The organism is Pseudomonas sp. GXM4 (assembly GCF_008923895.1).
GTDB classification, from domain to species: domain Bacteria; phylum Pseudomonadota; class Gammaproteobacteria; order Pseudomonadales; family Pseudomonadaceae; genus Aquipseudomonas; species Aquipseudomonas atacamensis.
Window position 1 is genome coordinate 1 of the sequence record NZ_WBRZ01000134.1, and the last position, 15,172, is coordinate 15,172.

Genomic DNA, 15,172 nt, shown 5'->3' on the forward strand with positions numbered 1-15,172 from the left:
CCGGGGCGGCGGGTTTTGTCGTTTCAGACCTCAGGTCAAACCGTATCCACCTTCAACGAATGATCATTAAGCATCCCGTTGATGATCGTCGCCGTGTCATGCCCCCCAGCCACCATGCCGCCCGCCCCCGGTGTCACGCCGTAATGGCTGGCGAGGTTGACGCCGGCGAGGTCGATGGTCTGGTTCGGCGTGCCGCCGGCCATGGCGCTGACGTCGATGCTGGTCATCACCGAGGCGCCGCTGCCGCTGACGGTGAAGTGCAGATAGTCGTCCAGCGACGCGGTGCTGGCGTTTTCGCCTTGCAGCAGTTGCGACAGGTCGAGCTTGTCGGTACCGGGGGTGAAGTCGGTGATCAGGTCGTGGCCGCTGTTGCCCTTGAGCCACTGGAAGGTGTCGGCCCCTGCCCCGCCCGTCAGGGTATTGTTGCCCATGCCACCGATCAACAAGTCATCGCCAGCGCCGCCATTGAGGAAGTCGTTGCCGAGGCCGCCGTTGATCACGTTGTTGTTGCCGTCGCCGGTGAGGCTGTCGTTGAAGTTCGAGCCGATCAGGTTTTCGATACCGGTCAAGGTGTCAGTACCGGCGCCGAGGGTGTTCTGCGCACCGAGCAGGCCGAGATTGACGGTGACGGCGGCCGTGGCGTGGGCGTAGCTGGCGGTGTCGCTGCCAGTGCCGCCATCGAGCAGATCGTTGCCCGCGCCGCTGTAGAGCAAATCGTTACCGCCGTCGCCGTGCATTTCGTTGTTGCCAGAGCCGGCGGTGAGCACGTCGTTGCCTTCGCCGGCATTGATCACGTTGTTGCCGCTGCCCGCTACCAACACATCGTCGCCAGCAGTGCCGGTCAGGGTGTGGCCGTCCTGATAGCTGATGCTGACGTTGGCCGTGTCGCTGCCGCCGTGGTTATCGTTGGCGGTGTAGGTGCCGTGGTAGTCCGGCGTGATGTCGTGGGCCCCCGCATAGTTGAGGGTCATGGTCAGTTGGTAGTTTTCCGCGGCGTTCGGGTTGCCGCCACCATTACCAATGTTGGTGATGTGGATCTGGTAGACGCCGTCCGCCGAGGCGCTGAGGGTCTGGCCGTCCGCCAGCGCCATCCAGGCACCGCCGTTGAGCGAATACTCCATGCTGATCTTACCGGCACCCAGATTGTGATCCAGATTGAGGGTTTCGCCCTGACGCAGATTGACGGTAATGAGGTCTTCATCGTTGGCATTGCTGTTGCTCACCATGCCCAGATAACCGCTGACCACCAGCACGGCGGTCATGGTCGCGGCATTGGCGCTGAAGGCGCTGCGCACATTGGCCAGGTTCTGGTTGGCCGCATTATTGTTCTGCCCAGTGAAACCGATCAGGCCGGTACCGGTGAAGTCCGCCGCTTTCGAAACCCAACCGATGTTGAAGCTGGTTGGCGTGGCGTTGAGGGTGTCGCCGTTCGGATCGCTGTCATTGGCCAGCAGCAGCTCACCCGGCACCACGATGTTGCCCGAGAGCACGTTGGTGATGACGTGATCGTCCATCGCCACTGGCGGCGCGTTGGGGATCACTTTCACCGTCAGGGTGGAGCTGGCCAGATCGCCGTCGTTGTCGCTGACGGTGAAGCCGATGTTTTCGGTGATGACCACGGCGGTGGTTTTCTGCGAGGTGTAGCTGTATTCGCCGGTATCGAGGTTGACCACCAGCGTGCCGCTGTTGTTGGTGGCGATACTGACGGTGTTGTTGGCGGTATTGAAAGTGCCGTGGTTGACGCCGCCGCTCGCGGTCAACGAACCCTGGCCACTGAGGGCTTTCGGATCGTAGGTGTAGGTGGTGCCGTCGACCACGATCGACTTGATGAAACCGCCATCGGCACCGAACGAGCCGCCCTCGCCCAGCAGCGAACCGGTGACCGGCGCGCCCTGCACGGTGCCGGACAGCACCGAGTTGAGCTGGTTGAGATCGGTGACCACCACCGCATTGGTATTGGTGTGGTTGATGCCGTCGTAGGCCAGCGGATCGAGGTTGGCGTTGCTCACGCCACTGCCCAGACCGATTGCATAGTTCTTGATGTTGTTGGCGTCGAGGAAGTTTTTCAGCGCGGCTTCGTCAGCCGTGCCGATGTCGCCCTCGTTAGGCTTGCCGTCGGAGAAGAAGTAGCCGACGTTCTGTGCCCCGGTGAGTTTGCCGGAGGTGTCGAACGCGGTCTGCATCACCGCCACGGCGGCATCGTAGTTGGTGCCGCCGCCGGCGTTGAGGCCGGCGAGCAATGTCTTGGCAGTAGCGACATCGACCCACACCGTGGTGCGGTCGGCGGCATTGCTGCTGAACGTCACCAACTGCACTTTCACATCGCCCAGATCATCGTACTTGTCGAGCAAGGCGCCAATGGCCTGCTTGGCCAGTGCCAGCCGCGACAGGCCCGGCACGCCAGAGGGATCGGCCATGCTGCCGGAGATGTCGAGGACGATGAGGATGTTGGAATCGATCTCCACTGCGGTAACCGAGCGATCCGAGGCAACGGCTTTCGGCACATCGTCGACGATGTTCACCACAAGCGTGCTGGTGGTGCTGTTGCCCAGCGCATCGGTGGCTTTGTAGGTGAACGTTTCGCTGAGCGTGTTCGGCCCGTCGTTGGCGCTCGGCGCGGTTTTCGGCGCCGAGGTCAGCGTGTAGGTGTAGGTGCCGTCAGCGTTGAGCTGCAGTTGCCCGTAGCTGCCGGTGGCGTTGCCGACCAGGGTGTAAGTGATCGCGCCGCTGCCACCACTGACCGAACCGAGCAGCGTGCCGCTGGCGGTTTCACCGGTATTGCCCGGTTCGCTGCCGGTGACTGTGCCGGGGGCGAGATCCTGGCCATCCGTGTTCAGGTCGAGGGCTTTTTCGTAGACCGTGACATCCTGATCGACCGAGGCGACCAGTTTGCCGTCGGCGACATTGATGGTCAGCGTTGTGGTGCTTTCGTCGCCATCGCTATCACGGATGGTGTAGGTGAACGTGTCGGTCGCGCCCGGCGGGCTCACCGAGTTCGGGTTGCTGTGGTAAACCGCGTTGCCCGCCGCGTCGAGGGTCAGGTAGCCGTAGTTGCCGTTGATGTTGCTGTTGAGCCCGCCGCTGGCTGACGTCGCGGTGTTGCTGCCGGCGCGCACGCCGACCACCGTGGCGGCGCCGTCGGCACCGCTGAGGTCATTGCCGAGCACACTGACATTGACCGTGCCGCCCTCCGCTACCGAGCCGGTATCGGCGTTGGCAGTCGGCAGATCGTCGACGATGTTGACGTTGATCTGACCGCTGGCGGTACTGCCATCGGTATCAGTGGCGACCACGTCGAAGCTCTCGCTGAGGCTGTTGGCACCGTTGGCGTTCGGGTGGGCTTCGTTGTCGACCAGGGTGTAGCTGTAACTGACCACGCCGGTGGCCGGATCGTAACCGGTGATGGTGAAGGTGCTGCCCAGTGGCGAGACCACCGATTGCGGCAAACCGGCGGCGACGCCATTGCTGATCACCGCAATGCCGCCGACCGTCAGGGTTTGCAGGCCATCAAGCGCAGTCACGGTGAAGCTGCCGCTCTGGGTCAGCGCCGAGGTGTTGGGGCTGCTGCCGTCGCTGAGGTTTTTCTCGTAGACGGTGATTTCGCCGCCCTTCACATCGAGGCCGTCGAGGCACACCGGATCGTCGTTGTTATGGATGTTCAGCACCAGGTTGGCGGTGCTGGTGTCGCCGTCCGCGTCGGTGATGGTGTAGGCGAAGGTTTCCGTGCCGTTGCCGCCGCCCTGGAGGTTTTTGAAGTCGGCGTCGTTGGCGTCCAGCGTGTAGGTGTAAGTGCCGTTGGCGTTGAGCACCAGCGTGCCGTAAGTGCCAGTGAAAGTACCGGCAGTCACCGGGCCGCTGGCGACGCGGTCGGCGCCCTGCACATCGTTGTCGAGGACGTTGCCGGTCAGGGTCAACCAGGCTTCGCTCGCGTTGTCGGCATTGCTGTCATTCAGCGCTTTCGGCACGTCATCGACGATGCTCACAACGATCGTGCTGGTGACGACATTGCCCAGCGAATCGGTGGCCTGATAGGTGAAGGTTTCGCTCAGGCTGTTGGCGCCGTCGTCAGCGTGCGGCGTGGTGGTCGCTGGCGAAGTCAGGGTGTAGGTGTAAGTGCCATTGGCATTGAGAACGATCTGCCCGTAGTTGCCGGTAGCACTGCCAACCAGCGCATAACTGATCGCGCCGACCGCACCGGTGACCGAGCCGACCAGGGTGCCGGAAGCGGTTTCGCCAGTGCTGTTCGGATCGCTGCCGACCACGCTGCCCGCTGCCAGATCCTGGCCATCCTGGTTCAGGTCGAGGGCTTTTTCGTAGACGGTGACATCGGTGTCGCTGACCGCTTTCAGGCAGCTGTTGTAGACGTCGATGGTGATCGTCGTGGTGCTTTCATCACCATCAGAATCGCGCACGGTGTAGGTGAACACATCCACCGCACCCGGACCGTTCACCGCGTTGGGATTGCTGTGATAAACGGCGTTACCGTTGGCATCAAGCGTGAGGTAGCCGTAGGTGCCGTTGATCTGCGAATTGAGCCCGCCGATGGCCGAAGTCGAGGTGTCGGCACCGGCGCGCACACCAATCACTGCACCGGTGACCGCCGGGCCGTCAGCGCCACCGATGTCGTTGTTGAGTACGTTACCGCTGACGGTACCGCCCTCCGCCACCGAAGCCGCGTCCGCATGCGCGGTCGGTAAGTCGTCGACGATGTTGACGTTGATCTGGCCGCTGGCGGTGCTGCCATCGGTGTCAGTCGCCACCACGTCGAAGTTCTCGGTGAGGCTGTTGGTGCCGCTGGCAGTCGGGTGGGCTTCGTTGTCGGCCAGGGTGTAGCTGTAGCTGACCACGCCGGTCGCCGGGTCATAACCGCTGATGGTCAAGGTGCTGCCCAGCGGGGTGACGATTGATTGCGGGAAGCCTGCGGCCACGCCATTGGTGATCATCGCGATGCCACCGACTGTGAGGGTCTGCAGACCATCGAGAGCGCTGACGGTGAAAGTGCCGTTCTGGGTCAGCGCCGGGGTGTTGGGGCTGGTGCCGTCGCTGAGGTTTTTTTCGTAGACGGTAAGTTCGCCGCCGTTGACGTCGAGGCCATTGAGCAGCACCGGATCGTCATTGTTGTGGATATTCAGTACGAGATTGGCAGTGCTGGTATCGCCGTCGGCATCGGTGATCGTGTAGGCGAACGTTTCGGTGCCGTTACCGCCGCCGGTCAACGCTTTGAAGTCGGCATCGCTGGTATTCAGCGTGTAGGTGTAAGTGCCGTCGGCGTTCAGAACCAAAGTTCCGAACGTGCCAGTGAAAGTGCCGGGCGTGACTGGACCCGTTGGGACGCGGTCGGCGCCTTGCACGTCGTTGGTCAGGACGTTGCCGGTCAGGGTCAGTTGGCTTTCCGAGGCGGTACCGTTGCTGTCGTCGTTGGCTTTCGGCAGGTCATCGACGATGTTCACGTCGAGGGTACCGGTGGCGGTGGTGCCGTTGTCATCGACTACCGTGACTGCGAACTGCTCAGGCAGATTGTTCGCGCCGTTGGCGTTCGGATGTGCTTCGTTGTCGGCCAGGGTGTAGCTGTAACTGACCACACCGGTTGCAGCGTTGAAACCAGTAATCGTCAGCGTGCTGCCCAGCGGCGTGGTGATCGATTGCGGGAAGCCTGCGGCGACGCCGCTGGTCACCACGGCGATGCCGCCGACTGTCAGCGTGGTGACGCCGTCCAGCGCGGTGATGGTGAACGTGCCGTTTTGTGTCAGCGCGGTGGCGTCCGGGGCGCTGCCGTCGCTGAGATTTTTCTCGTAAACCGTGAGCTCGCCGCCAGCGACGTTCAGGCCATCGATGATTACTGGATCGTCGTTGTTGTGAATCTGCAGAACCAGATTGGCAGTGCTGGAGTCGCCGTCGGAATCAGTGATGGTGTAGGCGAAGGTCTCTGTGCCGTTGCCACCGCCGGTCAAGGCTTTGAAATCGGCATCGCTGGTATTGAGCGTGTAGGTGTAGGTGCCGTCGGCGTTCAGAACCAAGGTGCCGTAAGTACCGGTGAACGTGCCGGGCGTAACCGGGCCTGTCGGTACGCGGTCGGCACCTTGCACGTCGTTGGTCAGGACGTTGCCGGTCAGGGTCAGTTGGCTTTCCGAGGCGGTACCGTTGCTGTCGTCGTTGGCTTTCGGCAGGTCGTCGACGATGTTGACGTCGAGGGTGCCGGTGGCCGTCGTGCCGTTGTCATCGACCACCGTGACTGCGAACTGCTCAGGCAGATTGTTCGCGCCGTTGGCGTTCGGATGCGCTTCGTTATCAGCCAGGGTGTAGCTGTAACTGACCACGCCGGTTGCAGCGTTGAAACCGGTAATCGTCAGCGTGCTGCCCAGTGGCGTGGTGATCGATTGCGGGAAGCCTGCGGCGACGCCGCTGGTCACCACGGCGATGCCGCCGACAGTCAGCGTGGTGACGCCGTCCAGCGCGGTGATGGTGAACGTGCCGTTTTGTGTCAGTGCGGTGGCGTCCGGTGCGCTGCCGTCGCTGAGATTTTTCTCGTAGATCGTCAGCTCGCCACCGGCGACGTTCAGGCCATCGATGGTGACTGGATCGTCGTTGTTGTGGATCTGCAGAACCAGATTGGCGCTACTGCTATCGCCGTCGGCATCAGTGATCGTGTAGGCGAAGGTTTCCGTGCCGTTACCGCCGCCGGTCAAGGCTTTGAAGTCGGCGTCACTGGTATTCAGGGTGTAGGTATATGTGCCGTCGGCGTTCAGCACCAATGTGCCGTAAGTACCGGTGAAAGTGCCCGGCGTGACCGGTCCGGTGGGTACGCGGTCGGCGCCTTGGATGTCGTTGGTGAGGACGTTTCCGGTCAGGGTCAGCAAGGTTTCCGAGGCAATGCCGTTGGCGTCGTCAAACGCTTTGGGCACGTCGTCGGTGATATTCACGTCCAGCGTGCCAGTGGCGCTGTCGCCATTGCTGTCGGTGGCGATCACGGTGAACTGTTCGCTGAGATTGTTCACGCCATCGCCGGCCGCATGAGTCTCGTTGCCGTTGAGGGTGTAGCTGTAGCTGACCGTGCCAGTGGTCGCGTTGTAACCGGTGATGGTCAGGGTGTTGCCCAGTTGCGTGGTGATCGACTGGGGAAAGCCGATCGGCACGCCGCCAACAATCACGTTGATGCCGCCGATGCTCAGGCTGTTCAAACCATCCGCTGCCGAGACCGTGAAGCTGCCACTTTGCGTCAGCGCGCCTGGATTGGCCGCTGTACCGTCAGGCAGATTGGCTTCATTGAGGTTCAGCTCGCCGCCCGCCGCGTCAAGGCCGTTAAGGATGACCGGATTGTTCACCGGTGGCGGTGGCACCACGACCGGCGCTGGCGTGTCGTCGCCATTGTCGATGTCCGCGTCGCGACGATACTCGGGAAATTCGGGAATACCGTTGAAGCCAGCGGTGGGGAAACCAATAATCGGATCGACTCGGCCGCCAACTTCGGTGAGCAGAACGAAACTGTGCCCGCCGCCCAGTTCACCGGTATTGCCGGTGGGCGCGTTGGGGCCGGCGGCAGTGGCTTCGGCAGTTTTGCTTGGGTCTTCACCGGCGGCGATGGCTTGCTGGATTTGCTCGACATCGGTCAGTTGCGCCTGGCTCGGGGTCTGCGCTTCGTCGACGTTCACCGGCACCGCTTGGTCGGCCAGCAATTGCCCGGTCATGGTGATGCTGCTGCCCCGGCCGAGGGTCAATTCCTCGCCGTTTTGCAGTTTCACTGCCACCGCGCCTTCCGCGCCGGTGATCAGTTGATCGCCAGCGTACAAACGATCGCCTTCGAACAGCGGACGCTTGATGCCGTCGCTCGCCTGGGCGAACACCTGACCAATGACTTTTGTGACCGTACCAATGAGCGCTGCCATGTGAAATCCTCCGCTGCCGACCACCGTCGGCACTGGTTCGCGAAGCAGCCCATGGCTCAATCGGGTTGCCGGGGGCGACGCTCGCACCCTCGACAGTTCGTTTCGCAGGCCCGGTTTGAAACGAATTGTCAGCGCTATCAAGCACTTGCCAACCCTGTTCAATCCATCGACCCACTAGCGCTACGTAACGGTGGTGAATCACCCGAGTGACAAAAATCTGTCGCTCATTCCCCGCTACGCGTCCCTCCCCTTCAGCAGTACTTCGCAGTGTCTCGCAAAGTGAATGGAACTTTCCTCAAGCCTTTTCGAGCTCCCTAAAGCGCATAAAACAAAGGCTTTCGAGCTGAACAATGTGCTGCTTTTGAAAAACCGCATAAGTTTTTTTTGGAATAAACCTTATGAAAATTTTTTCTTAGCTACGCTCTAGGATGTTCTTAGCTCTGTTGTTACAAGAGTGAAACGCTTACACCCTAAATTTACGTCAAATATTTGGCGACGGTAACACAACATTGAGATCCAGGGAGATGCACCCATGCGCGTTTTAACCCCCCTCTGCAGCGCGGTTTTGCTGGCCATGGCTTGCACTTCCCAAGCCCAGGCGATGAACCTCACCGAGGCGATTCAAAGCACCATCGCCACCCACCCGGAGCTGGCTTCGCGCGTGGACGCCCGCCTGTCTGCGGATGAGCAGGTGAAAGTGGCCAAGGGCGGGTTTTATCCGTCGGTCGATCTGAACGCTGCCTACGGGCGCGGCTACAGCGACAACACCAACACCCGTGCCTTCGGTAATCACAACACCGAAATCCTCAATTACACCCAGTCCGAGCTGCGCTTGCGGCAGATGATCTTCGACGGCTTCAACACCGCCAACGAGGTCGAGCGCACCAAGGGCGTGTCCAATTCGCGCGCCTACTACGCGCAAGGCACCGCACAGGATCTGGCCCTGCGCACCATCGAGGTCTACCTCGAAGTGCTCAAGCGGCGTGAACTGGTGACGCTGGCCAAGAACAATTTGCAGGCGCACTTGCGTGTCAACGATCAGATCGGCCTGCGCACCGAGCGCGGCATCGGCAGCACCGCCGACTCCGATCAATCGGTTGCCCGTCGTGCACTGGCGCAGAACAACCTCGACACCGCCGAAGTCGATCTGGCCGACGCCGAATCGAATTTCTACAGCGTGGTCGGACGCATGCCCGATGAGCTGGAAACCCCGGCCTCGACTCGCGGTGAGATGCCGCCGGACCTGCGTGAAGCGCAGCAGAGCATGGTCGACAACAACCCGTACCTGAAATCGGCCCAGGCTGACGTGCAGTCCGCCGAGAGCCAGTACGAAGTCGCCAAGTCGCCGTTCTACCCGCGCTTCGATGCCGAAGCAGCAGTCGGCGCAAACAACAACGTGCAGGGTGATGAAGGCCACGACAACGAATGGCGTGTCGGTGTGGTGATGAACTACAACCTGTTCCGTGGCGGCAGCGACAAGGCACGCCTGGCCGCGAATGCCCACGACATCAACCAGGCGATGGACATCCGCAACAACGCCCTGCGTCAGCTCAACGAGAACATTCGTCTGGCCTGGAACGCCATGGAAAACGCCAAGAAGCAGACGCCGACCGCTCGCGAATATGCCGAAACCACCAAACGCGTGCGCGCCGCTTATCAGGACCAGTTCGGCCTCGGCCAACGCACCCTGCTTGACCTGCTCGACAGCGAAAACGAGCTGTACAACGCCAACCGTCGCTACACCGAAATCCGCTACACCGAGGAATACTCGATGTACCGCGTGCTGGCGAACATGGGCCAGTTGCTGAGCAAGCAACGCGTGGTGCTGCCGGCTGATGCGATTGCCACGACCGAAGTAAAAAACCAGGCGCGCCTGCCCGAGTTGAAATAGATCCTGCAGGACCTGCCGAAGGCTGCGATCTCTGATCGTTCCCACGCTCTGCGTGGGAATGCAGCCCGTGACGCTCCGCGTCACTGGACGCAGAGCGTCCCTAGAGGCATTCCCACGCAAAGCGTGGGAACGATCCGATAACCGAGCCCGTTCAACAGAGGCAATCACTATGACCAGCATGGAACCCGGCGCCACCGGGGTCGATCCGCGCCTGAGCTTTGACGATCCGTTACTCGACGGTCTGCTGATCCTCTGCAAACTGCATGGCGCCACGGTCAGTCGTGCCAGCCTGAGTGCCGGGCTGCCTCTGAACAAACAACGCCTGAGCCTCGATCTGCTGCCCCGTGCAGCCGCGCGGGCCGGATTGCAGGCGCGGCTGTTGCGCCGTGACCTGAAAGACATTTCACCGCTGAACCTGCCGATTCTGTTGCTGCTCAACGACGGCCGCACCGCTGTGCTGCGGCGCTTTGGCGAGGACGGCAAAGCCCTGCTGCTGCCCAGCGAAGCCGACGGCGGCGAGCAATGGGTCAGCCGCGAAGAACTCAACGAGCACTACAGCGGCCAGGCCTTGTTCGCCCGCCCGCGCCATGAACTCGAAGACCTCCGCGCGCCGCTGGTGCCACGGGTAAACGCGTGGTTTCGCGATACTCTCAAACTGTCGAAATGGCTGTACAGCGATGCGATCCTCGCCAGTTTCCTGATCAACCTGCTCGGCCTGATGGTGCCGCTGTTCGTCATGCAGACCTACGACCGCGTGGTGCCCAATCAGGCGACCTCGACGCTGTGGGTGTTGTCGATCGGCCTGTTGATCGGCACCGGTTTTGAACTGGTGCTGCGCGTAGTGCGTGCGCACCTGCTCGACACCGCCGGCAAGAAAACCGATGTGATCCTCTCGGCGACGCTGTTCGAGCGCATCACCGGGATGTCGATGAAAGCGCGGCCGGCGACCATCGGCGGCTTTGCCCAGAGCATTCACGATTTCCAGGGCCTGCGTGAATTTCTCACTGCCGTGACCCTGACCAGCCTGATCGACTTGCCCTTCGTGGTGTTGATGCTGGTGGTGATCGGCCTGCTCGGCGGCTGGCTGGTGGTGATTCCGCTGCTGGCGTTTCCGATCACGATCATTTTCGCCATGGCGATTCAGGTGCGCCTGCGTGACACCGTGCAGAAAAGCCTGAGCCTCGGCGCCGAGCGTCAGGCCGTGCTGATCGAAACCCTCGGTGGCCTGGAAACCCTCAAGGCCTGCGGCGCCGAAAGCGAGCGCCAGCACAAATGGGAAAGCACCCACGGCGCCCTCACCCGCCTCGACAGCCACGCGCGCAACCTGTCGGCATTGGCCACCAACGGCACGCTGTTCATCCAGCAGTTTTCCGGGATGGCGACGATTGTGGCCGGGGTCTACAGCATCATCGCTGGCAACCTCAGTGTCGGCGCGCTGGTTGCCACCTACATGCTTGGCAGTCGTGTGCTCGCCCCGCTCGGGCAGATCGCCGGGCTGATCACACGCTATCAGCAAGCGCAACTGACCATGAAAAGCACCGACGCGCTGATGGCGCTGCCGCAGGAACGCGACGGCAAACAACGGCCACTGGAACGCACGCAGCTGCAAGGCGCCCTCGACGTCAGCGGCGTGACGTTCCACTACACCGGCCAGAATGCGCCGGCGCTGAGCGAGGTCAGCTTCAGCCTGAAAGCCGGCGAGCGGGTCGGCATCATCGGCCGCAGCGGCTCCGGCAAAAGCACGTTGGCGCGATTGGTGATGGGTTTCTACGAAGCGGAACAAGGCCAGTTACTGCTCGACGGGCTCGACCTGCGCCAACTGGACGTGGCTGACCTGCGCCAGCAGATCGGATATGTCGCCCACGACCTGCCGCTGCTGGCCGGCAGCTTGCGCGACAACCTGACCCTGGGCGCGCGTTACATCAGCGATTCACGCATGCTCGAAGTCGCCGAACTCACCGGCGTCACTGAACTGGCCCGGCAACACCCGCAAGGTTTCGACCGACCGGTGGGCGAACGCGGGCAATTGCTTTCCGGCGGCCAGCGCCAGGCGGTTTTGCTGGCGCGGGCGTTACTGCTCGATCCGCCGATCATGCTGCTCGACGAACCCACCAGCGCCATGGACAACAGCAGCGAAGATGCACTGCGGCAGAAACTGCATGGCTGGGTGCAAGGCAAAACCCTGCTGCTGGTCACCCACCGCACCTCGATGCTGAGCCTGGTGGACCGGTTGCTGGTACTGGATAACGGCCGGGTCGTCGCTGACGGCCCGAAAGAAGCGGTCATCGATGCACTGCGCAAGGGCCGTGTCGGCTCGGCGGCGGTCTAGGAGTTACGCCATGCCTGCTTCCTCCGATAGCAACAAGCGCGGCTACTTCGACAGCTTCGGCAAAAGCGCCGAAGCCGAGTTCATGCCGGAAACCGCTGGCGCAGCATTGCAGGATTCGCCGCGCAAATCGCGGATCACCGTGTGGCTGGCGGCAGCGCTGCTGATCGCCGCCCTGGTCTGGGCCAAATTCGCCGTGCTCGAAGAAGTGACCATGAGCGAAGGCAAGGCGATTCCGTCGAGCAAGGTCCAGGTGATCCAGAACCTTGAGGGCGGCATTGTCACCGAGATATTCGTTCGCGAAGGCCAGATGGTCGGCAAGGGCGACACCCTGCTGCGTCTGGATGACACGCGCTTTCGCTCGAACAAGGGCGAGAGCGAGGCCGACCGTTACGCGCTGACCGCGCAGGTTGAACGGCTGTCAGCAGAGGCCGAGGGACGCCCCTTCAAACTCTCCGCTGAAGTCATCGCCAAAGCGCCGCAAGTCGCCGAGGACGAGCGCTCGCTGTACGAGCAACGCCAACGCCGCTTGGCCAGTGAACAGCGCACCCTCAGTGAACAACTGCGGCAGAAAACCCAGGAGCTGGCCGAATTTCGCTCCAAGCAGGGCCAGTTCAGCTCCAGCCTCGCGTTGTTGCAACAAGAAATGAACATGTCCGAACCGCTGGTGAAAACCGGCGCCGTGTCACCAGTGGAAATCCTCAGGCTCAGGCGCAGCGCCGTGGAGATCCGTGGTTCGCTCAACGCCACCACGCTGGCGATTCCCCGGGCCGAATCGGCCATCGCCGAGATCCGCAGCAAGATCGACGAATCCGAGCAGACCTTCCGTTCCGAGGCTGCCAAAGAGCTGAATGAGAAACGCACCGACCTGTCGAAAATCACCGCCTCGAGCATCGCCATCGACGATCGCGTCAGCCGTACCACGGTGACATCACCGGTACGCGGGGTGATCAAGCAGATGAAGGTCAACACCATCGGCGGCGTGGTCCAGCCGGGCAGCGACATGGTCGAAATCGTGCCGCTGGAAGACAACCTGCTGATCGAAGCCAAGGTCCGCCCGCAAGACGTCGCGTTCCTGCATCCGGGCCAGAAAGCCATGGTCAAGTTCAGCGCCTACGACTACACGATTTACGGCGGGCTGAGCGCCAAGCTCGAGCTGATCGGCGCCGATACGATTACCGATGACAAGGGCAACAGCTTCTATCTGATTCAGGTGCGCACCGACAAGAATCACCTGGGCGGCGACGTGAAACCGCTGCTGATCATCCCGGGGATGGTGGCGACAGTGGACATTATTACCGGTGAGAAAAGCGTCTTGGATTACCTGCTCAAACCGGTGCTGAAAGCGCGGACCGAGGCGATGCGTGAGCGTTAGCCAATGATCGTTCCCACGCTCCGCGTGGGAATGCCGCCCGGGACGCTCTGCGTCCTTTCACGACGGTGACGCAGAGCGTCACTGGATGCATTCCCACGCTCCGCGTGGGAACGATCATCTGTCGCCATGGTTACGCTGGAAGACCTCCTCCCCCATCGCCGCAATCTGCCCTTCGATCAGCGCTTCAAACGGCTTGAGCAACGGCGCAAAAGTCGTCGGTGCTTCGAGGGTTTCGAGCGCCTGCACGATCGCCTCGATCGTCGATAACGCCCCCGGCCCCGGTGCCTTGCGCAAGCGATAGCGCGACACGCCGCCCTCGGTCAGGGTCACCCGTGGCAGCGCCGCCAGCAGCGGACTGAGGTGCAGCATCTTGCGTGCCTTGCGCCAGGTGCCGTCCGGGACGACCAGCAACATTGGCTGATCATTTGGCGCGTAAGCCTGCAACGGCTGCGCATCCTCAGCCGGGAACAGCAAGTGCGCCTGATAGCCCGGCCGGTTCAACAGTTTCGGCAAATCCTCGAATACCTCGCCGACAATCAGCTCGGCATTGCTCAGCCCCAGCGCCGCCAGCCGCGCGGTATTGAGCGCGTGGCTGACCTCGCTCGGATGCTGCAGCACTAACACGCGCGTGCGGCTGTCGAGGTGCGGAATCAACGGGCACAGGCAGTGGGTCTGGGGGCGCAGGCAGCGCGGGCATTGGGCTCGGGACATGATGGGTTACGCCTGATTCAATTGCGCTTTGAGCAAATCGCGGAAGGTCTGGATCAGCGGCTCACGGCTGCGGCCCCTGCGCATGATCATCGAAAACGGTGCCTGATAACCGAAGGTCGCCGGCAGTAATACACGCAGATCGCCCTTGTCGGCCCAGGCCTGCGCGTAGTGCTCCGGCAGATAACCGATGTAGGCGCCGGAGAGCACCAGAATCAGCTGCGCTTCCATGCTTTCCACGGTCGCGGCACTGTGTTTGAAACCGTGCCGGGCCAGTTCCGCCTGACTCCAGTAACCGCGCCCGACCATCCGTTGCTGGGTGATGACCTGCTCGGGGATGCGCCGCTCGTTGAACAGCGGGTGACGACTGCTGCAATACAACCAGTGCTGCTCGCGGTACAGCGGCATGTAGACCAGACCGCTCATGCGCGTGGAAAACGCACCGATGGCCAGGTCAAGGCGATTGTCCTGCACGCCGAGTTGCAACTCATATGGACTCATCACCGACAGGTGCAAATGCACCGCCGGGTGTTCCTGACTGTAGGCGCCGATGGCTTCAGCAAACGGCAGGGCCTTGTCGCTGACCGTGGAATCGATCACCCCGAGATTGAGCGTGCCGCGCAGTTCGCCCTTGAGCGCGGCGGCGTATTGCTCGAAGCCTTCAAGCTCGGCGAGCAGGCGCAGGGTTTCCTGATGGAACAGCTCGCCCTTGCTGGTCAGGCTGAAGCCACCGCGCCCGCGATGGCACAGCACCAGTCCGAGCGCGGCTTCGAGCTGGCTCATGTAGGTGCTGATCGCCGAGGTCGACAGGTTGAGTTCCTGCTGCGCATTGGCAAAACCCTGATGGCGCACGACGCTGACGAAGATGCGCAACAGTTTCAGGTCGGGTAAAGCGTTGGCCATTTCTGCTCCCAAGGATCGTTCCCACGCTCTGCGTGGGAATGCAGCCCGTGACGCTCTGCGTCACTTGCGAGTACGGCTGGACGCGG

At 62.0% G+C, this 15,172-nt stretch carries 6 protein-coding genes; 3 read left to right on the plus strand and 3 right to left on the minus strand.

From position 1 onward, the window contains the following. Positions 1-35: 35 nt before the first annotated feature. Complete coding sequence (locus tag F8N49_RS16900) at positions 36-7,883, minus strand: retention module-containing protein (RefSeq protein ID WP_151551943.1); 7,848 nt, start codon at positions 7,881-7,883, stop codon at positions 36-38. A 532-nt stretch (positions 7,884-8,415) separates the two neighbouring features. Between F8N49_RS16900 and F8N49_RS16905 the strand changes: the two genes are divergently transcribed. From F8N49_RS16905 to F8N49_RS16915, 3 genes are all read left to right on the plus strand, one after another. Beyond that, positions 8,416-9,774 carry a TolC family outer membrane protein gene (locus F8N49_RS16905; protein ID WP_016771146.1) on the plus strand — a complete coding sequence of 453 codons (1,359 nt, stop codon included), beginning with the start codon at positions 8,416-8,418 and terminating at the stop codon, positions 9,772-9,774. Between the two features lie 169 nt (positions 9,775-9,943). After that, positions 9,944-12,103: a type I secretion system permease/ATPase gene (locus F8N49_RS16910; protein WP_151551944.1), complete on the plus strand. Its 2,160-nt coding sequence runs from the start codon at positions 9,944-9,946 to the stop codon at positions 12,101-12,103. A 10-nt stretch (positions 12,104-12,113) separates the two neighbouring features. Next, positions 12,114-13,475 (plus strand): HlyD family type I secretion periplasmic adaptor subunit, encoded by a 1,362-nt coding sequence (locus F8N49_RS16915; RefSeq protein WP_151551945.1) that lies wholly within the window; start codon positions 12,114-12,116, stop codon positions 13,473-13,475. A 114-nt stretch (positions 13,476-13,589) separates the two neighbouring features. Here the strand turns inward: F8N49_RS16915 and F8N49_RS16920 are convergent, their stop codons facing one another. Then, positions 13,590-14,186: a tRNA-uridine aminocarboxypropyltransferase gene (locus F8N49_RS16920; protein WP_151551946.1), complete on the minus strand. Its 597-nt coding sequence runs from the start codon at positions 14,184-14,186 to the stop codon at positions 13,590-13,592. Positions 14,187-14,192: 6 nt separating this feature from the next. Further along, the gene (locus tag F8N49_RS16925; RefSeq protein WP_007956593.1) at positions 14,193-15,086 is read right to left on the minus strand and encodes a LysR family transcriptional regulator; all 894 of its coding nucleotides are present in this window, start codon (positions 15,084-15,086) and stop codon (positions 14,193-14,195) included. Between the last annotated feature and the right edge of the window lie 86 nt (positions 15,087-15,172).